The organism is Streptomyces sp. NPDC021225 (assembly GCF_044332865.1).
In the GTDB taxonomy this organism is placed as follows: domain Bacteria; phylum Actinomycetota; class Actinomycetes; order Streptomycetales; family Streptomycetaceae; genus Streptomyces.
On record NZ_JBIRPV010000001.1, the window covers coordinates 1417692 to 1435693 of the forward strand.

Here is an 18002-nt window from a genome sequence, read left to right on the forward strand (position 1 = left end):
CGGGCGACCCGAAGGCGGGCTCGGGTGATTGGGCGCGTACTCTCATAGCTCGTGAGGACGGGCGCGAAACAGGCTGTGGGCGGCGATGTGGTGTGCACCGTGCGCGGTCTGGTCAAGACCTATCCCGCCGCGCGCGGCCGCCGAGGGGTGCCCGCCGCGCCCGCCGTCCGGGCGAGCGACCGCATCGACCTCGACGTGCGCCGCGGCGAGGTGTTCGGGCTGCTCGGCCCGAACGGCGCCGGGAAGTCCACCCTGGTGCGCCAGCTCACCGGGCTGCTCCGCCCTGACGAGGGCAGCGTCCGGGTGCTCGGCCACGATCTCGTACGCCACCCCGAGCGCGCGGCGCGCCTCCTCGGCTATCTGGGGCAGGACTCGACCGCGCTGGACGAGCTGACCGTCGCGCTCGCCGCCGAGACGACGGGGCGGCTGCGCGGTCTTGACGTGCGCGCGGCCCGCGCGGAGCGGGACGCGGTGATCGAGGAGCTGGACCTCGGCGAGCTGGCCGGGCGCCCGCTCAAGAAGCTCTCCGGCGGGCAGCGGCGGCTGGCCTGCTTCGCCGCCGCGCTGGTGGGGGAGCGGCCGCTGCTGGTGCTGGACGAGCCGACCACCGGGATGGACCCCATCGCCCGGCGCGCGGTGTGGGCCGCGGTCGACCGGCGGCGCGCGGAGCGCGGGGCGACGGTGCTGCTGGTCACCCACAATGTGATCGAGGCGGAGACCGTGCTGGACCGGGTGGCGGTGCTGGACCGGGGCCGGGTCATCGCCTGCGACACCCCGGCCGGGCTGAAGACGCTGGTCGCCGACGAGGTCCGGGTGGAGCTCGTCTGGCGCGACGAGCCTCCGCTGGACGTGCCCGGGGTCGCGGCGCTCCGGGAGGCCGCGGAGGCCTCCGGGCGGCGCTGGACGCTGCGGATGGCCCCGGACGAGGCGCGGGCGGCTATCGCCACGGTGACCGGCGGCCCCGCCTTCGCCGCGCTCGACGACTTCACGCTGACGACCCCTAGCCTGGAGGACGTCTATCTCGCGCTCGGCGGCCGCTCGGAGGGGGCGCAGGGGCTGGTGAAGGCGTGACGACCACAGGCGTGAGGACCACAGACGTGGTGACCACAGGCGCCGCGGCCATCGCGGGGAACAGGAGCAGCGCAAGGTGAGTGTCGTGCCCGCGGAGGCCGTGTCCGGCGAAGACGCCCTGGCCGGGGCCGGCGGGGCGCCGTGGCCCGGCGGCGACGCCGCGCCCGCCCCGCTCGCGGCGCCGGCGCGGCTGCTGCCCGCGCTGGCCGCCGTCTACCGGGCGCAGCTGTCCCGGGCCCGGGTGGCCCGGATCCCGCTGCTGTTCGTGGCGACGTTCCAGTCCGTCGGGATCATGGTCCTGATGCGCGGGGTCGTGGACGGCGGGGTGGAGGCGCGGTCCGTGGTCGCCGGGTCCAGCGTGCTGGTCGTGGCGTTCGTCGCGCTGAACCTGCTGGCGCAGTACTTCGGGCAGCTGCGGGCGAGCGGAGGGCTCGACCACTACGCGACCCTGCCGGTGCCGCCCGCCGCCGTCGTGCTCGGCGCGGCTGCCGCGTACGCCTCCTTCACCGCACCCGGGACGGTGGTCACTGCGGTGGTGGGGAGCGTGCTGTTCCAGCTGCCGATGGCGCATCTGTGGGTGCTGGTCGCGGTGATCCCGCTGTCCGGCGCGGCGCTCGCGGGTCTGGGCGCGGCGCTCGGGCTGCTCGCGCCCCGTCAGGAACTGGCCACGCTGTGCGGGCAGTTGGGCATGTCGGCCGCGCTGCTGCTGGGCGTGCTGCCCGCCGAGCGGATGCCTGCCCCGGTGTCGTACCTGCGCGATCTGCTGCCGTCGACGTACGGTGTGGAGGCACTGGCGCGGTCCTTCGACGGACGGCCCGACTGGCTCGTGGTCTGTGTGGACCTCGGGGTGTGCGCGGGCGTGGCGGTGATCTCGCTGACCGCCGCGACCTGGGCGTATCGGCGGGCAGCCGTGCGGTGACGCGCCACGGCGGGCCTCCCGCCGACCGCAGTACGCCCATCGCCTGGCACCATGACGGGGTGACCGCACCGTTGACTCCGCACGATCAGCCCCAACAGCCGCATCAGCCGCATCAGGCTCCGTATGGAGGTGCTGTGCCGTACCCCTCCGCCCCGGACCACTCCGGGCCGGGCCCCTCGGCTCCGGACCAGTCCGAGCCCGGCCCCGAGCTGCGCGCCGAGCTGGTGCAGGCGGCGCTGGTGGCGATCGGGGTGGCGGTGTCCGGGGTGCTGCTCGGGCTGGTGTGGCTGTGGCTCGCGCCGCGGGTGCCGCTGGTCTGGATCGGCGACGGGATCTACTACCCGAAGGACGCGGAGGGCGAGCAGGCGATGGGGGCGGACGCGGTGTTCGCCCTGTGGGCGCTGGCCTTCGGCGCGGTGTCCGCGGCCGTCGTCTTCTGGTTCTTCCGGCGGGGCGGGATCGCGCTGGTCGTGGGGCTCGCCATCGGCGGGGTGCTGGCCTCCGTGATCGCCTGGCGGCTCGGCGTGTGGCTCGGGCCCGAGTCGAGCATCGAGGCCCACGCCAGGGCGGTGGGCCGGGGCGTATCGTTCGACGCGCCGCTGAAGCTGGGGGCCAAGGGCGCGCTGCTGGCCTGGTCGCTGGCGGCCATGGCGGTACATCTGGGGCTCACCGCGCTGTTCGGGCCGCGGGACGAGGAGCCGGCGGAACTCGGTCCGCAGGGGCCGTTGGGTCCGCAGGGGCCGAAGTAATCCGGGCGCGGGTGCCCGGCCCGGTGTACGCCGGGCCGGTGTGTTCCGCTTCGTTCAGGACGGGACGCTGGAGGCCCGGACGATCAGCTCCGGGGCGAGGCGCTCGGACTCCACCGGCTCCCCCTCCAACAGCCTGACCAGAAGCCTCAGCCCCCGGCGGCCCATGTCCAGCATGGGCGATCTGACCGTGGTGAGCGGGAGCGGCAACTCCGCCGCCAGAGGCGTGTCGTTGAAGCCCACGACGGCCACATCCGCTCCGGCCCGTAGCCCCCGGTTGCGCAGCGCGCCGATCGCGCCGATGGCCGCGAAGTCGTTGACCGCGAAGACCGCCGTGGGCGGGTCCGGGGTGTCCAGCAGCCGCGCGGTCGCTTCGTGGCCGCCGGAGACGTCGAAGCGGGAGTGCGTGATGCGGTCCGCCGGAACGGGGAACCCCGCCTCGCGGTAGCGGTCCACGAGCCCGGCCGTGCGGTCGATGCCCGTGCTGGCGTACGGCTCGCCCGCGACCACGGCCACATCACGGTGGCCGAGCGACAGCAGATGCTCGGCGACCAGACGGCCGCCGAGGTAGTCGTCGCAGGTCACCGAGGGGTGGGCGGCCGCGGTGCGGCTGACGAGGACGAACGGTACGTCCCGGCCGGCCACCTCGTCGAGGAAGCGCCCGTCCACATACGCGTCGCCGAAGATCATGCCGTCGACACGCCGCCCGATGACCATGTTGGTGCGGGTGCGCTGGGTCTCCGGGTTGTCGCCCGTGTTGGCGACGAAGGTCGACAGACCGTGTTCGGCGGCGGCCTCCTCGACGCCCTCGTAGATCGTCGCGAGCACGATGTCGGACAGCCGGGGGACCAGCACGCCGACCAGATTGCTGCGCCGCGTGCGCAGGCTGGTCGCATGGGGGTTGGGCTGGTAGCCGAGTTCGTCGGCGAGCCGGCGGATGCGCTCGACCGTGGTGCTGGAGGCGGCGCGCAGGCTTTCATCCGGTTTGGCGTGCAACACCCGCGAGACCGTGGAGACATGCAGACCGAGCTGGTCGGCGATGGTCCGCAGGGTGACCGGTTGTGCTCGCTGCGTGCCCACTTCGGCTCGGCCTCCGGTTGTCCACTGCCGTACACGGACCTCGGTACAGCCAGTTAGCGCGATGGTAACAGCGGACCCCTTGACACCCGCCGTCGGTGACGCACATCCTACCCAAACGATTGCCCCAAACGTTTGGGCAATGAATCGAGCCACAGTGGCGCGTTTTTGCGCCACGGCTTTCCGTGGCCGCAGTTATCCGTGGATGAGGAGGCAGGGGTGCGCAGAATCGTCGTGCTGTCGACGGGCGGAACCATTGCCACGCGCCATGACGCCCAGGGCACCAGGCTCGCCGCCGATCCGGCGGACGCTCTGCTGGAGCGGCTCCCCTGGCCCGTGGGGGTGGCGGTCGAAGCGAAGGACGTGTTCTGCCTGGGCAGCTATCTGCTGACCCCGGCCGATATGCACGGCGTCGCCGTGGCCGCCCGCGAGGCGCTGGCGGACGAGGCGGTGAGCGGGGTCGTCGTCACCCACGGCACCGACACCCTCGAGGAGACCGCGTATCTGACGGACCTTTTCCACAACGATCCGCGGCCCGTGGTGTTCACCGGAGCCATGCGCCCGGCGGACGCCGCGGACAGCGACGGCCCGCGCAACCTCGCGGACGCCATCGCCGTGGCGGCCGCCGCCGAAGCGCGCGACCTGGGCGCGCTGGTCTCCTTCGACGGCCAGATCTACCCGGCGCGGGGCACCCGCAAGGCGCACACCACCGCCCCCGCCGCCTTCGCCGCCCCCGACGGCGGCCCGCTGGGGCGGGTGGGCGACGGCGAGGTGGCGATCTCGGCGGTGCCGGTCCGCCCCAAGCCGCTCGACCTCGCGGCCTTCCGCCCCGACCCCGACCGGGTGCGCACCGACATCGTCGCCTGCTACCCCGGCTGCGACACCCGGGCGCTGCGCGCGGTGGCCGACGCCGGCGCCCGGGCGGTGGTGCTCGAAGCCACCGGCGCGGGCAACGCCAACCCGGCGGTGGCCGAGGAGGTGGCCCGGCTCACCGCCTCCGGCGTCGTGGTCGCCCTGTCCACCCGGGTGCAGGCGGGGCCCGTCGCCGCGGTGTACGGCAACGGCGGCGGCGCCGATCTGCTGCGGGCCGGGGCCGTACCCACCGGCACACTGCGCCCGTCCCAGGCGCGGATCCTGCTCATCGCCCTGCTCGGCTGCTACGGCGACCCGGCGCGGGTGCGGGCCGAACTCAACAACTCACTGGAGAGGAACCACCATGGCTAAAGAGATCTTTGTGGCGTTCGGCGTGGATGTCGACGCGGTGGCGGGCTGGTTGGGCAGCTACGGTGGCGAGGACTCGCCCTGTGACATCTCCCGCGGCCTCTTCGCCGGAGAGGTCGGGGTGCCCCGGCTGCTCCGCCTGTTCCAGCGGAAGGAACTGCGCACCACCTGGTTCATCCCCGGCCACTCCGTGGAGACCTTCCCCGACCAGACCCGCCAGGTGGTCGACGCGGGCCATGAGATCGGCGCCCATGGCTACTCGCACGAGAACCCCATCGCCATGACCCGGGCCCAGGAGAGCGCCGTACTCGACCGCAGCATCGACCTCATCGAGAAGGTCGCGGGCCGCCGCCCCACCGGCTATGTCGCCCCCTGGTGGGAGTTCTCGCCGGTCACCAACGAGCTGCTGATCGAGCGCGGCATCACCTACGACCACTCGCTGATGCACAACGACTTCACGCCGTACCACGTCCGGGTGGGGGACAGCTGGACGAAGATCGACTACTCGCGGCCGGCCGAGGAGTGGATGAAGCCGCTGGTGCGCGGGGAGGAGACCGGGCTCATCGAGATCCCGGCCAACTGGTACCTCGACGACCTGCCGCCCATGATGTTCATCAAGGCGAGCGCGAACAGCCACGGCTTCGTCAGCCCGCGTGACCTGGAGCAGACCTGGCGCGACCAGTTCGACTGGGTGTACCGCGAGATGGACTACGCCGCGTTCACCATGACGATCCATCCCGATGTCTCCGGCCGGCCCCAGATGCTCCTCATGCTGGAGCGGCTCATCGAGTACATCAGCGGTCACGAGGGCGTGCGCTGGTCCACGTTCGACGAGATCGCCACCGACTTCAAGACCCGCACCCCCCTTTCGTAGGGCCCGCTTCCCTTCCCGGAGCCCTTAGGCCCGCTTCCCCAGGGCCCGCTTCCCCCGGGCCCGACACCCGCTCGACCCAGCCCCCGGGCGCGGCCACCCCGCGTCCGGGCGCGGTACCCCTCCCCGGTACCCCTCCCCGGACGACAGGCGATACGCCGCCGGGCTCCCGGCCCCACCCCCGGCCGAAGCAACCCCCTCACCCTCCCGCTCTCGCCGCGACGGCGCGGCGAACCCCCGCTTCCGACAAGGGGCACCTGTCATGACCACCGTCTCCTCCGAACCCACCACCCCCACCCGCAGACTGCCGCGCATCGGGGTCCGCACCACCAGACGAGCGACGGCCATCGCCTTCTGCGCCTGGGTCTTCGCCGTCTACGACTACATCCTGTTCGGCACCCTCCTGCCGGAGATCTCCGACCGCTTCGGGTGGAGCGAGGAACACGCCGCCCTCGTCTCCACCCTGATCTCGGTCGGAACGGCCGTCGTCGTCCTCGGCGTCGGCCCGCTCGTCGACCGGCTCGGCCGCCGCAAGGGCATGATCCTCACGGTGTCCGGCACCGCCCTGGCCTCCGCCGCCTCGGCCGGCACCATGAACGCCTCCTACCTGGTCGGCATCCGCTCCCTCGGCGGCCTCGGACTGTCCGAACAGGCCGTCAACACCACCTACCTGAACGAGATCTACGCCGTCACCGAAGACGAGGCGATCAAGAAGCGCCGCGGCTTCGTCTACAGCCTGGTGCAGTCCGGCTGGCCGGTCGGCACCCTGGTCGCCGCCGCCTTCGTGGCCATATTCCTCCCGCTCGTCGGCTGGCGCGGCTGCTTCCTGCTGGCCACCTTCCCCGCCATCGCCATCGCCCTGCTGCGCCGCGGCCTGCCCGAGACCCCGCAGTTCGAGCTCCAGCGGCGACTGCGCAAGCTGCGCCAGGAGGGCAAGGCCGACGAGGCCCGGCAGCTCGCCGCCGAGTACGGCGTGGACGAGACCCCCGCCGCCCCGCTGGTGGAGATCTTCCGCGGCCGCGCCCGCCGCAACACCCTGGTGCTGAGCTTCGCCTGGCTGGTCAACTGGTTCGGCATCCAGATCTTCAGCGTCCTGGGCACCACGGTCCTCACCAAGGCCAAGGGCATCAGCTTCGCCAACTCCCTGGTGCTGTTCATCGTCATCAACGCCGTCGGCTTCGCCGGATACCTCTTCCACGGCTGGGCCGGCGACCGCTACGGACGCCGCAATGTGATCGCCTTCGGCTGGATCCTCTCGGGGATCCTGTTCGCCCTCATGCTGACCGTCGCCCACGGCACCGTTTCCGTGGTGATCCTGTACTCGCTCGGGATGTTCTTCCTGATCGGCCCGTACGCGGCGATGCTCTTCTACATGGGTGAGTGCTACGACACCCAGTGCCGGGCCACCGGCACCTCGTTCATCAACGCCTTCAGCCAGCCCGGGGCCATCGCCGCCGGCGCGATCGCCACCGCGATGCTCGCCTCCGGCGCGCACTGGAACCAGACGGCACTGCTCGTCGGCGCGGTCGGCACCTTCCTGTCCGGCTTCGTGATGTTCGCCGCCCGCAGCGTCGACACCGTCGACGACTGAACCCACCCGGAGACCAACAGTGGTACGAACAGACCAGTCCGACCAGCCGGTCGCCGTCATCACGGGCGCGGCCAGCGGCATCGGCCGCGCGCTCGCGGTGGAGTACGCCCGCCGCGGGGTGCGCACCGTCATCGGCAGCTACCCCGGCGACCCCCACGACCCCGGGGAGACCGAGCGCCTGGTGCGCGCGGCGGGCGGGGAGTGCGTCCGCCACGAGGTGGACGTCCGCGACCCCGCGCAGGTCGAGGCGTTCGCGGAACACGCCCTGACCGTCTTCGGCCGCCTGGACATCGCCGTCGCCAACGCCGGGGTGCTGCGCCGGGCGCCGCTCGACCAACTCACCGACGAGGCCTGGGACGACATGCTCTCGGTCGACCTCACCGGAGTGCTGCGGACCCTGCGCTCCGCCGCCCGGCGGATGGCCGGATCCGGCGCGATGGTGGCGGTGTCCTCCATCGCGGGCGGGGTCTACGGCTGGGACTACCATGCCCACTACGCCGCCGCCAAGGCCGGGGTGCTGGGGCTGTGCCGCAGCCTCGCGGTCGAACTCGCCCCGCGGGGGATACGGGTCAACTCCCTCATCCCCGGGCTCATCGAAACCCCGCAGTCCACCGACCCCGTCAACTCGCTGGGCCCCGCCGGGCTCTCCCGCGCCGCGGCGGGCATCCCGGTGGGGCGGGTCGGGCGGCCCGAGGAGATCGCGTCCGCGATCGCCTATCTGACCTCGGACGACGCCTCGTACATCACGGGGCAGAGCCTGGTCGTGGACGGCGGGCTCACCGTGAGGATGCCGGCATGAGGGAGGACACGAGGAAGGACACGGGGCGCGACATGAGGCGGGACATGGGGAGCGGTGTGCTGGCAGGACGGACCGCGCTCGTCACCGGCGGGGCCAGCGGCATCGGCCGGGCCGTCGTCGAGGCGTACGCGGCCGAAGGGGCCCGGGTCGTGGTCGCCGACCGCGACGCGGAGCGCGCGAAGGCCGTGGCCGCCGAGAGCGGCGCGGCCGGGTACACGGCCCTGGACGTGAGCGACGCGGCCGTCGTCGAGGCGGCGATGTCGGCGGCGGTGAGCGAGTACGGCGGCATCGACATCCTGGTCAACGCCGCGGGCATCCTCACCGAGGCGCCCCTGCTGGAGATGGACCCGCGGCAGTGGTCCGAGACCATCGCGGTCGACCTCACCGGGGTCTTCCTCTGCTGCCGCTACGCCGTCCCGCAGATGGCGGAGCGCGGCTGGGGGCGGGTCATCAACATCGCCTCGCAGCTGGGCATCAAGGGCGGCCGCTCGCTGGCCCACTACGCCGCGGCCAAGGCCGGGGTCATCGGGCTGACCAAGTCGCTGGCGCTGGAGGTCGCGGAGCGGGGCGTCCTGGTGAACGCCATCGCGCCGGGGCCGATCGAGACGCCGATGGTCGCCGCGATCACCCCGGAGTGGAAGGCCGCCAAACAGGCGGAGCTGCCGCTGGGCCGGTTCGGCCGGCCCGAGGAGGTCGCGCCGACCGCCGTCCTGCTCGCCAGCGACCCCGGTGGCAATCTGTACGTCGGCCAGACCCTCGGCCCCAACAGCGGCGACGTCATGCCGTAGGCCGTGTTCGGCCGGTGCGGTCGGCGCGGTCGGGAGGAAGGAGACGCGGGATGTGCGGGGCGTGCGGAGAGCGCGGCGCGTTCGACTGGGCGCGGCCGTGGACCAGCAGGCTCGCGGCCCGTCGGGCCGTGGCCGCCGCGGCGCTGCGCGCGGGCGCCCGGCCCGGGGTGCGGGTGACGGCGGGGAGCGGGGGCTGGCTGGTGACCGGCCCGACCGGCGCCGTCACCTCCTGCGAAGACCTCACGGCGCTCGTCGCCGCGGTACGCCGCCTGGCGGCGGGGGCGGACCCGGCCCCGCCGGACGCCGGCCGGCCCTCCGGCCGGCTCGCGACCCCGGCGGACGACCGGCGGGCGGGGGTCGTGCTGAAGGTCGGCCCGACCGGCGCCGGGCCCCGGGCCGTGCCGGAGACGCTGCTGGAGACGGCGCTGGCGGAAGGCCGGGCCGAGGTGGTGCTGGAGACCCCGGCGGCGGCCCGGTCGGCCCTGGCCCACCTCGCCTCGCCCGCCTGGTCGAGGCGCGCCTATCTCAGCCGGATCGAGGGGGTGAGCGAGCCCTGGGGGCGCCCGGCGCCCGTGTGGCGCCCACCCCAGCCGAGCGGCCCCGACCCCGGCGCACTGGCCGCCGATGTGCTGGTCGGACTGGAGTGGACGCGGCAGAGCGGGCGGCTGACCGGGGCGGCGCTCGCCGTACGGACCCCGCTCGGGGTCGGCGCCGAGCTGGATGTGGAGATCCGCGACGGGCATGTGGTGCGGGCACTGACCGTGGCCGACGAACCACCGCTGAGACCTGGCTGACGGGGACGGTGGCGCACAGGCGCTCTGTTCACTGTCGGTCATCGCTGGGATACTTCGGGTGATTCAGTCTGGCGTAGTGGAACCCCTCTGGGAGGTGGCCATGGGATCGGACAACGGTGGAGCGTCCACCTCTCCGTCCCCGGGACGTGACGAGTCACCGGCGGCCCCGGGACCGGATCCGGCCCCGGACCCCGCCCCGGACCCCGCCCCGGACCCGGCGCCCGGCGGCAGCGGAGGCGCGCGGAGCCGTTTACGGCGGATCGGATCCTGGATCAGCAGCCATGGACCGCAGACACTCGTGGGTGCCACGGTCGTCGCGGTGGTCGCCGCGATGGCCGCGGCTGTGGTGTCCGGGCTGTTCGAGAGCGACAGCGGGGGCGACGATCAGGCGCGACCGTCCTCGGCGGCCGGCCCGACCGGCGGTAAGGCCGAGGAGTGCAGGGGCGAGCGGTGCCGGATGCTGAAGCCCGCCGAGGCCGGTTGCGACGACGACGCCCAGGTGCTGCGCCAAAAGGATCAGCCAGTGGTCCTCCAGCTCAAGTACAGCCCGGACTGTGCGGCGGCCTGGGCCAAGATCACCAGCGGCGAGGTGGGCGACCAGGTCGTCATCACGCCCGAGGGCGGCAAACCGGCCCGGGACGTCATCGCCACCGGGAACGACAACCACACCTCGATGGTCCCGGCCGAAGGGAACTTCAGGCTCCAGGCCTGCGCCGAGCCCGACGACTCCGACGGCAGCCCGAAGTGGCAGAAGTTCTGCGTCGAGGCCACCGCCGCGGACGTGAAGCGCACGGCGCCCGCGTCCTGACGCGAGTGCCGTCCGGCGTCTCAGGCCACGGGCGGCGCGTGCCGGGCGTCGAAGCGCGCGATCGGCGCCAGCACCGCGTCCGTGAGCGCGGCGAGATCCTCCGGCGACAACTCGACCTCCAGCCCGCGGCGGCCCGCCGAGACGCAGATCGTCTCGTACGTGGCCGCCGACGCGTCCAGGGCCGTGGGCAGGCGCTTGCGCTGGCCGAGCGGGGAGATCCCGCCCAGCACATAGCCCGTGCTGCGCTCGGCCGCCGCCGGGTCGGCCATCGCCGCGCGCTTGCCGCCCACCGCCGCCGCCAGGGCCTTGAGGTCGAGCGTGGCGGAGACGGGCACCACCGCGACGGTGAGGCCGCCGTCGACGTTCGCGATCAGGGTCTTGAAGACCCGGGCGGGATCCACGCCCAGGGCCTGCGCGGCCTCCTCGCCGTACGAGGGGGCCGCCGGGTCGTGCTCGTAGGCGTGCACCGTGAAGTCGGTGCCCGCCGCGGTCAGGGCGGTGGTGGCCGGGGTACCGGCGGAGGACTTCTTCTTGGCCATATCCGGTGGTGTGCTCAGTTGGGGCTGGTGGGGTGGCGGGTCAGATCGACCGCCGGCAGCGACGGGAGCTTACCGATGACCGCGCTCTCCGCGCGCAGCATTTTCAGCTCCTCGGCCAGCCGGGTGGCGGTGTCGGGAGCCTGGAGCAGCCGCTGCTTGGCGGGCGTGTCGAGCACGGCGGCGGCCGCGACCAGGTACGAGAGCACGGACGGCTCGCCCGGCAGCTCCTGCTGGGCGGCCAGGGTGCGCTCGCGGGCCCCCGCGAGCCGCTTCTGGTAGGTGCGGAAGGCGCGTACGACCCCCGAGGCCAGCGCCCCGGCGCCGTCCCCCGGCTTCTCGTCGAGCTCGTCGACCTCGGCCGTCAGATACGGGCCGGAGGAGTCGACCGAGCGCAGCTCGAAGCGGGTGGTGCCGGTGGCGAGCACCTCGAAGGTGCCGTCCTTCTGCTTCCGGATGGTGGCCGCGTCCGCGATACAGCCGACGGCGTGGAAGGACTTCATCGGGTCGGGCCCGAACCCGGCCGCCGCGCCGCGCTCGGGCTCGGCGGTGGGGTCCGGGAGGCCGACCGCGGTGGCCGCGACCTCGCGGCCGTCCCGGATGGCGATGACGCCGAAGCGGCGCGGCGCGTCCTCGGGGAGCGCCAACAGATCGCGCATCATGGCGCGATACCGCTGCTCGAAGACGTTCAGGGGCATGACGAGCCCCGGGAACAGCACCGTGTTCAGCGGGAAGAGCGGAAGGCGCGCGGAGGTCACGGGCGTTAAGCCTAATGGCCCCGCGCGCTCCGATCACTGGCGGCGCAGCAGCCGGGACGCGCCGGCGGCGACCGTGGTGGCCAGTATCCAGCCGAGCATGACCATCACGATGGCCGCCCACTGCACCGCGCCGTCGGGTTTCCAGTAGCCGTCCTGGCCCAGGTCGATCACCGGAAGCAGCAGGTCGAGGGTGTACAGCGAGGCGTTCCAGTTCGGCGACTCGCCCGGCTTGATGGGATCCGGCCGGTTGTGGGCGAAGAACACCGAGCCGATCGCCCACAGCACCGCCATCCACACCGCCGCCCGGCCGGGGCGGTAGCCGTAGGCCACGGTCCAGTCCTGGAGATATCCCCAGAGTTTTCCGGCCGGCGGCAGCGTCTCGCGCCGCCGCCGCTCCTTGGCGAGCAGCACCTCGCGCGCCTCCGCGTCCTCGCCGCTGGTGCGCATGGCCGTGGCGAGCGTCTCGTACGGCCCCCGGGAGAACTCCGGAGTCGCGGCCGCCACCCACTCCAGCCGCCGGGAGAGCGGGAAGTGGCCGACCGGGATCAGACACTCGTAGGAGAAGCCCGCCATGGCCAGCCCGCCGGGGCCCGGCCAGCTGACCGACTTGTCGACCAGGTTGACCACCCGCGCGCCGGAGAGGATCACCCGCCCGCGCTGCGGCCGCTCCCCGACGAACCGCAGCTCCGGCGTCTGGATGCGGCGCAGCGACAGCTCCTGGTCGTTCTCCATGATGAAGCGGGCCTGGTCGAAGTCGACCGCGTCGTTGAACCGCCCGTCGTCCAGGCGCATGCCGCCCTCGCACTCGAAGCGCTGGATGCGCGTCCCGCGCGTCGGCGTGTTGCTGGTGCCGTACGGCGGGGTGGAGCTGCCGTAGCTGCTCACCCCGGCGGCGGTCAGGTAGAGGCTGCGCTCGACGGTCAGCTGCGGGGCGTTCAGCGCCCGGCGGCCGTACGGATTGCGCAGCTGGGCGCCGCGCAGGCTGAGCGACACGCCGATCTGCGCGCCGCGCATGCTCAGCTCGCCGTGCGACTCGATCATCTCGGCCTGGAGATCCTGGCCTACGGTCAGCCCGTCCGCGGTGATCGACTGGCCCCGGCGGTCCCGGCGCACCACTAACTGGTTGAGCAGCAGATCCGTGCCTATATGGGCGTCGGTGAGCCGGATGCCGTGCTCCACGATGCACCGCGGCAGATGCAGATCGCCCTCGGTGCGCAGCCGGGCCGCCTCCAGCCGCGGCAGGGCGCAGCCGACCAGGCGGAGGGTGGTGAAGTGGGATTCGGGGAGCAGCACCTCCTGCTCGAAGCGGCAGTTCTTCATCTCCACATACGGCTCGATGGAGCCGCCGGCCAGGTCCAGCTGGCCCGTGATGTGCACCCCGTTGAGCTTGAGCGCGGCCACCCGGCCCGGCTGCGGGGGAGGGCCGTCGAGCAGCAGGAGGGCGACGACCCGGGCGCGCACACTGCGCTCGGGTCCCCAGGCGTAGGGGCCGGAGGGGTCGTTGCGCTGGGGGTGGGCGGTGCGCAGATCGTGGGTGCTGCCGTTGCGGAACGCCTGCCACATGCCCCACTCCGCGGTGGTCAGGTCGAGCCCCGGGGGTGGATCGCCATCGCGTGGCTCGGTCACAGCCGTGTCCCCTCCTGTTCTCCGTACCCCCGTACGGATCCCCATTCCCGCTGAGTAACCGCTTGAACGCTTGCGGTCAGAGCCAAACTGTAGGGGGCGGCACATGTTCACTCGGGTGGGGGAGTATGGGATCGGCTTAGCTCGATCGTGTGATGTGCTGCTTGTGGGCTTGTGCTCTTCGGGGCAGGCAGGGGTAGCTTGGCTGTGCGATCTGGGACGCCGGGTGCAGTGCCAGCGTGCGGGGCCCCTGCTCCACCAGAGAGATGGTTCAGGGCCTCCCCGTCGCCTCTGGCTGTATCCACATGGCCAGGTCGTCAGGGACTCCGCCCTTCCGGGATCGGACCACGGACAGGATCCGTGTCGCCGCCCGGTTGCGAAAGCGGACGACCAGGGGGCACCTCCCAGCGGTAGCTGGGGGAGCGCCCAGCACCGTTCGGGGCGTGCCAGTGTGGGGGCACTCCGCTCACTGTCGAGGAACGGTACGTATCACTCACTGATACGGGGGGCGGGCCGCTGGTGCGGGTCTGAGACAATTGATCGCGTGATCTCCCGTATCGATCTGCGCGGTGCCGCCTTCCCGGAGGGCGGGATCGACCGCGACCTGTTGCCCCGTGCCGAGCTCGACGTCGAGGCCGCCCTGGAGAAGGTGCGGCCGATCTGCGACGACGTGCGCCATCGCGGCACCGCGGCGCTGATCGACTACGCGCGGCGGTTCGACGGTGTGACGATCGAGCGGGTGCGGGTCCCCCAGGAGGCGCTGACCAGCGCCCTTGAGGAGCTGGACCCCGCCGTGCGGGCGGCCCTGGAGGAGTCCATCCGCCGGGCCCGGCTGGTCCACCGCGAGCAGCGGCGCGCCGACCACACCACGCAGGTCGTGCCGGGCGGCACGGTCACCGAGCGCTGGGTGCCGGTCGAGCGGGTGGGGCTCTATGTGCCGGGCGGGCGGTCCGTCTACCCGTCCTCCGTAGTGATGAACGTGGTGCCCGCGCAGGAGGCCGGGGTCGGCTCGATGGCCGTCTCCTCGCCGCCCCAGCGTGACTTCGGCGGGCTGCCGCACCCCACCATCCTGGCGGCCTGCGCGCTGCTCGGCGTGGACGAGGTGTACGCGGCGGGCGGCGCCCAGGCGGTCGCCATGTTCGCGTACGGCACCGAGGAGTGCCGCCCGGTCTCCATGGTCACCGGGCCGGGGAACATCTTTGTGGCCGCCGCCAAGCGGCTGCTCAAGGGGCGCATCGGCATCGACGCCGAGGCCGGCCCCACCGAGATCGCGATCCTCGCCGACGCCACCGCCGACCCGGTCCATGTCGCCGCCGACCTGATCAGCCAGGCCGAGCACGACCCGCTGGCCGCCTCGGTGCTGGTCACCGACTCCGAGGAGCTGGCCTCGGCGGTCGAGAAGCAGCTGGACGCGCAGGTCGCCGCCACCAAACACGTCGAGGACCGGATCCGCCCGGCGCTGTCCGGGCGCCAGTCCGGCATCGTGCTGGTCGACGGCGTCGACGAAGGGCTCGCGGTCGTGGACGCCTACGCCGCCGAGCACCTGGAGATCCAGACGAGGGACGCGGCGGCGGTCGCGGCCCGGGTGCGGAACGCCGGAGCGATCTTCGTCGGCCCGTACGCGCCGGTCAGCCTCGGCGACTACGCGGCGGGGTCCAACCATGTGCTGCCCACCGGCGGCTGCGCCTGTCACTCCTCGGGGCTCTCGGTGCAGTCCTTCCTGCGCGGCATCCATGTCGTGGACTACACGCGGGAGGCGCTGGCGGAAGTGGCCGGCCATGTGGTGACGCTCGCCGAGGCGGAGGATCTGCCCGCCCACGGCGCCGCGGTGAAGGCAAGGTTCGACTGGAAGGTGCCAGGGGACAAGTGACCGGGAACCCCTCTACGTCCCGCTGGGACGAACTCCCCATCAGGGACGAGCTGCGCGGCAAGTCCCCGTACGGCGCCCCTCAGCTGGACGTCCCCGTACGGCTGAACACCAACGAGAATCCGTACCCGCTGCCCGAGGCGCTGGTGGCCCGGATCGCCGAGCGGGTCACCGAGGCGGCCCGCCACCTCAACCGCTACCCGGACCGGGACGCGATCGAGCTGCGCACCGAGCTGGCGAAGTATCTGACCCGCACCGCCGGGCACGAGGTCGGCGTGGCCAACCTGTGGGCCGCCAACGGCTCCAACGAGGTGCTTCAGCAGCTGCTCCAGACCTTCGGCGGGCCCGGGCGCTCGGCCATCGGCTTCGAGCCCTCGTACTCGATGCACGCGCTGATCTCACGCGGCACCGGCACCCGCTGGATCTCCGGCCCGCGGAACGCCGACTTCACCATCGACGTCGACGCGGCCCGCGCGGCCATCGCCGAGCACCGCCCCGACGTCGTCTTCATCACCTCGCCGAACAACCCGACCGGCACCGCCGTCGAGGCCGAGACCGTCCTGGCCCTCCACGACGCGGCCCAGGCGGCGCGGGCGAACGCGGCCGGGGCGTTGGTGGTGATCGACGAGGCGTACGGCGAGTTCAGCCACCGCCCCTCGCTGCTTCCGCTGATCGAGGGACGGCCCCGGCTGGTCCTCTCCCGGACGATGTCCAAGGCCTTCGGCGCTGCCGGGCTGCGCCTCGGCTATCTCGCCGCCGCCCCGGCGGTGGTGGACGCCGTCCAGCTGGTCCGCCTGCCCTACCACCTGTCCTCCGTCACCCAGGCCACCGCGCTGGCCGCCCTCGAGCACACCGATACCCTGCTCGGGTACGTCGAGGCGCTCAAGGCCGAGCGGGACCGGCTGGTGAGCGAGTTGCGCGCACTCGGCTGCGAGGTGACCGATTCGGACGCCAACTTTGTGCAGTTCGGCCGCTTCGAGGACGCCCACACGGCGTGGCAGGCCCTGCTGGACCGGGGGGTTCTGGTCCGTGACAACGGAGTGCCGGGCAGGCTGCGGGTCACCGCGGGTACCCCGGCCGAGAACGACGCGTTCCTCGACGCGGTCCGCGAGCTGATGAAGGAGAGAAGCGCATGACCCGCGTGGGCCGTGTGGAGCGCACCACCAAGGAAACCTCGGTCGTCGTCGAGATCGACCTCGACGGCTCCGGCAAGGTCGACGTATCGACGGGTGTCGGTTTCTACGACCACATGCTCGACCAGCTCGGCCGCCACGGTCTCTTCGACCTCACCGTCAAGACCGAGGGCGACCTGCACATCGACTCCCACCACACCATCGAGGACACCGCCCTCGCGCTCGGCGCCGCCTTCAAGCAGGCGCTCGGCGACAAGGTGGGGATCTACCGCTTCGGCAACTGCACGGTGCCGCTGGACGAGTCGCTGGCCCAGGTGACCGTCGACCTCTCGGGCCGCCCGTACCTGGTGCACACCGAGCCGGAGAACATGGCGCCGATGATCGGCAGCTATGACACGACGATGACCCGGCACATCCTGGAGTCCTTCGTCGCGCAGGCGCAGATCGCCCTCCACGTCCACGTCCCGTACGGGCGGAACGCCCACCACATCGTCGAATGCCAGTTCAAGGCGCTGGCGCGGGCGCTGCGCTACGCGAGCGAGCGCGACCCCCGGGCCGCCGGAATTCTCCCCTCCACGAAGGGCGCCCTGTGAGCGGTCTTTCCACTGTCTTCATCGTTCTCGGTCTGTTTCTGCTCGGCGGGGTCTACTCCTTCGTCAAGCAGGGCCTGCCCAAGAGCGTCATCGTGCTGCTCGGCATCGGCGCGGCGATGTCGCTCACGGCCGGAATCCTTCGGCTGGAGGTGTGGAGTTGACGGCCGGCGCCAAGAAGGTCGTCGTCTTCGACTACGGCTTCGGCAACGTACGGTCCGCCGAGCGGGCCCTCGCCCATGTCGGCGCGGATGTCGAGATCACCCGTGACTACGACCGCGCCACCGCCGCCGACGGCCTCCTGGTGCCCGGCGTCGGCGCCTTCGCCGCCTGTATGAAGGGGCTGCGCGAGGCCCGCGGCGACTGGATCGTGGGGCGCCGGCTGTCCGGCGGGCGCCCGGTCATGGGCATCTGCGTGGGCATGCAGATCCTCTTCGGGCGCGGCATCGAGCACGGCGTCGAGGCCGAGGGCCTGGACGAGTGGCCCGGCACCGTCGAGCAGCTGAAGGCCCCCGTCGTCCCCCACATGGGGTGGAACACGGTCGAGGCGCCCGAGGACTCCCAGCTCTTCGCGGGCCTGGACGACGACGCCCGCTTCTACTTCGTGCACTCCTACGCGGTCCGCACCTGGGAGCTCGAAGTGACCAACCCGAACATCCGCGCCCCCAAGGTCACCTGGGCCACTCACGGCGAGCCGTTCGTCGCCGCGGTCGAGAACGGACCACTGTGGGCCACCCAGTTCCACCCCGAGAAGTCAGGTGACGCCGGAGCGCAGCTGCTGCGCAACTGGCTCGACACGCTCTGACCGGC

Annotated in this window: 19 protein-coding genes; 15 read left to right on the forward strand and 4 right to left on the reverse strand. The window is 72.6% G+C overall.

Annotated elements, in window-relative coordinates:
• The first annotated feature begins 51 nt into the window (after positions 1-51).
• From ACH4S9_RS06505 to ACH4S9_RS06515, 3 genes are all read left to right on the forward strand, one after another.
• The gene (locus ACH4S9_RS06505; protein WP_385351010.1) at positions 52-1071 is read left to right on the forward strand and encodes an ABC transporter ATP-binding protein; all 1020 of its coding nucleotides are present in this window, start codon (positions 52-54) and stop codon (positions 1069-1071) included.
• An 85-nt stretch (positions 1072-1156) separates the two neighbouring features.
• Positions 1157-1990: an ABC transporter permease gene (locus ACH4S9_RS06510; protein WP_385351051.1), complete on the forward strand. Its 834-nt coding sequence runs from the start codon at positions 1157-1159 to the stop codon at positions 1988-1990.
• Between the two features lie 134 nt (positions 1991-2124).
• Entirely contained in the window at positions 2125-2739 is a 615-nt protein-coding gene (locus tag ACH4S9_RS06515) for a DUF2567 domain-containing protein (protein WP_385351013.1), read from the forward strand.
• 54 nt (positions 2740-2793) lie between these two features.
• On the opposite strand, the gene ACH4S9_RS06520 is transcribed toward ACH4S9_RS06515, so the two are convergent.
• Positions 2794-3816, reverse strand: a complete 1023-nt coding sequence (locus tag ACH4S9_RS06520) for a LacI family DNA-binding transcriptional regulator (protein ID WP_385351017.1) — start codon at positions 3814-3816, stop codon at positions 2794-2796.
• Between the two features lie 216 nt (positions 3817-4032).
• Here ACH4S9_RS06520 and ACH4S9_RS06525 point away from each other — a divergent pair, with 216 nt between their 5' ends.
• The 7 genes from ACH4S9_RS06525 (at position 4033) to ACH4S9_RS06555 (ending at position 10685) form a co-directional block, all read left to right on the forward strand.
• Positions 4033-5037 carry an asparaginase gene (locus ACH4S9_RS06525; protein WP_398370168.1) on the forward strand — a complete coding sequence of 335 codons (1005 nt, stop codon included), beginning with the start codon at positions 4033-4035 and terminating at the stop codon, positions 5035-5037.
• Positions 5030-5908 carry a polysaccharide deacetylase gene (locus tag ACH4S9_RS06530; RefSeq protein ID WP_311724771.1) on the forward strand — a complete coding sequence of 293 codons (879 nt, stop codon included), beginning with the start codon at positions 5030-5032 and terminating at the stop codon, positions 5906-5908. The genes ACH4S9_RS06525 and ACH4S9_RS06530 overlap by 8 nt, the downstream gene beginning before the upstream one ends.
• A gap of 259 nt (positions 5909-6167) precedes the next feature.
• The gene (locus ACH4S9_RS06535) at positions 6168-7496 is read left to right on the forward strand and encodes an MFS transporter (RefSeq protein WP_311724772.1); all 1329 of its coding nucleotides are present in this window, start codon (positions 6168-6170) and stop codon (positions 7494-7496) included.
• A 19-nt stretch (positions 7497-7515) separates the two neighbouring features.
• Positions 7516-8295 carry an SDR family NAD(P)-dependent oxidoreductase gene (locus tag ACH4S9_RS06540; RefSeq protein ID WP_311724773.1) on the forward strand — a complete coding sequence of 260 codons (780 nt, stop codon included), beginning with the start codon at positions 7516-7518 and terminating at the stop codon, positions 8293-8295.
• Positions 8292-9083: an SDR family NAD(P)-dependent oxidoreductase gene (locus ACH4S9_RS06545; protein ID WP_311724774.1), complete on the forward strand. Its 792-nt coding sequence runs from the start codon at positions 8292-8294 to the stop codon at positions 9081-9083. The genes ACH4S9_RS06540 and ACH4S9_RS06545 overlap by 4 nt, the downstream gene beginning before the upstream one ends.
• A 50-nt stretch (positions 9084-9133) precedes the next feature.
• Positions 9134-9877, forward strand: coding sequence for a hypothetical protein (locus ACH4S9_RS06550; protein ID WP_398370171.1), 744 nt, complete (start codon positions 9134-9136; stop codon positions 9875-9877).
• 298 nt (positions 9878-10175) lie between these two features.
• Positions 10176-10685, forward strand: coding sequence for a DUF2690 domain-containing protein (locus ACH4S9_RS06555; protein ID WP_311724776.1), 510 nt, complete (start codon positions 10176-10178; stop codon positions 10683-10685).
• Positions 10686-10705: 20 nt separating this feature from the next.
• Here ACH4S9_RS06555 and ybaK read toward each other — a convergent pair whose 3' ends face one another.
• The 3 genes from ybaK to ACH4S9_RS06570 are packed head-to-tail and all read right to left on the reverse strand — an operon-like array spanning position 10706 to position 13605.
• Positions 10706-11224, reverse strand: a complete 519-nt coding sequence (gene ybaK / locus ACH4S9_RS06560; RefSeq protein WP_398370174.1) for a Cys-tRNA(Pro) deacylase — start codon at positions 11222-11224, stop codon at positions 10706-10708.
• Positions 11225-11238: 14 nt separating this feature from the next.
• Positions 11239-11979 (reverse strand): LON peptidase substrate-binding domain-containing protein, encoded by a 741-nt coding sequence (locus ACH4S9_RS06565; RefSeq protein WP_311724778.1) that lies wholly within the window; start codon positions 11977-11979, stop codon positions 11239-11241.
• Positions 11980-12012: 33 nt separating this feature from the next.
• Entirely contained in the window at positions 12013-13605 is a 1593-nt protein-coding gene (locus ACH4S9_RS06570; RefSeq protein WP_311724779.1) for an oxidoreductase, read from the reverse strand.
• Between the two features lie 541 nt (positions 13606-14146).
• Here ACH4S9_RS06570 and hisD point away from each other — a divergent pair.
• The 5 genes from hisD to hisH are packed head-to-tail and all read left to right on the forward strand — an operon-like array spanning position 14147 to position 17997.
• Entirely contained in the window at positions 14147-15472 is a 1326-nt protein-coding gene (gene hisD / locus ACH4S9_RS06575) for a histidinol dehydrogenase (RefSeq protein WP_311724780.1), read from the forward strand.
• The gene (locus tag ACH4S9_RS06580) at positions 15469-16605 is read left to right on the forward strand and encodes a histidinol-phosphate transaminase (protein ID WP_398370177.1); all 1137 of its coding nucleotides are present in this window, start codon (positions 15469-15471) and stop codon (positions 16603-16605) included. The genes hisD and ACH4S9_RS06580 overlap by 4 nt, the downstream gene beginning before the upstream one ends.
• A complete protein-coding gene (gene hisB, locus ACH4S9_RS06585) occupies positions 16602-17195 on the forward strand; it encodes an imidazoleglycerol-phosphate dehydratase HisB (RefSeq protein WP_358848625.1) in 594 nt (197 codons plus the stop codon). The genes ACH4S9_RS06580 and hisB overlap by 4 nt, the downstream gene beginning before the upstream one ends.
• Positions 17192-17356, forward strand: a complete 165-nt coding sequence (locus ACH4S9_RS06590; RefSeq protein ID WP_311724784.1) for a hypothetical protein — start codon at positions 17192-17194, stop codon at positions 17354-17356. The genes hisB and ACH4S9_RS06590 overlap by 4 nt, the downstream gene beginning before the upstream one ends.
• On the forward strand, positions 17353-17997 hold the full coding sequence (hisH, locus tag ACH4S9_RS06595; RefSeq protein ID WP_311725047.1) for an imidazole glycerol phosphate synthase subunit HisH: 645 nt from the start codon (positions 17353-17355) through the stop codon (positions 17995-17997). Before ACH4S9_RS06590 ends, hisH begins: the two co-directional genes overlap by 4 nt.
• Positions 17998-18002: the final 5 nt, after the last annotated feature.

Coding starts and splice junctions, on each gene's coding strand:
- ACH4S9_RS06530 (WP_311724771.1), top strand. CDS start 5,030: ATGGCTAAAGAGATCTTTGTGGCGTTCGGCGTGGATGTCGACGCGGTG.
- ACH4S9_RS06535 (WP_311724772.1), top strand. CDS start 6,168: ATGACCACCGTCTCCTCCGAACCCACCACCCCCACCCGCAGACTGCCG.
- ACH4S9_RS06545 (WP_311724774.1), top strand. CDS start 8,292: ATGAGGGAGGACACGAGGAAGGACACGGGGCGCGACATGAGGCGGGAC.
- ACH4S9_RS06550 (WP_398370171.1), top strand. CDS start 9,134: ATGTGCGGGGCGTGCGGAGAGCGCGGCGCGTTCGACTGGGCGCGGCCG.
- ybaK (WP_398370174.1), bottom strand. CDS start 11,224: ATGGCCAAGAAGAAGTCCTCCGCCGGTACCCCGGCCACCACCGCCCTG.
- hisB (WP_358848625.1), top strand. CDS start 16,602: ATGACCCGCGTGGGCCGTGTGGAGCGCACCACCAAGGAAACCTCGGTC.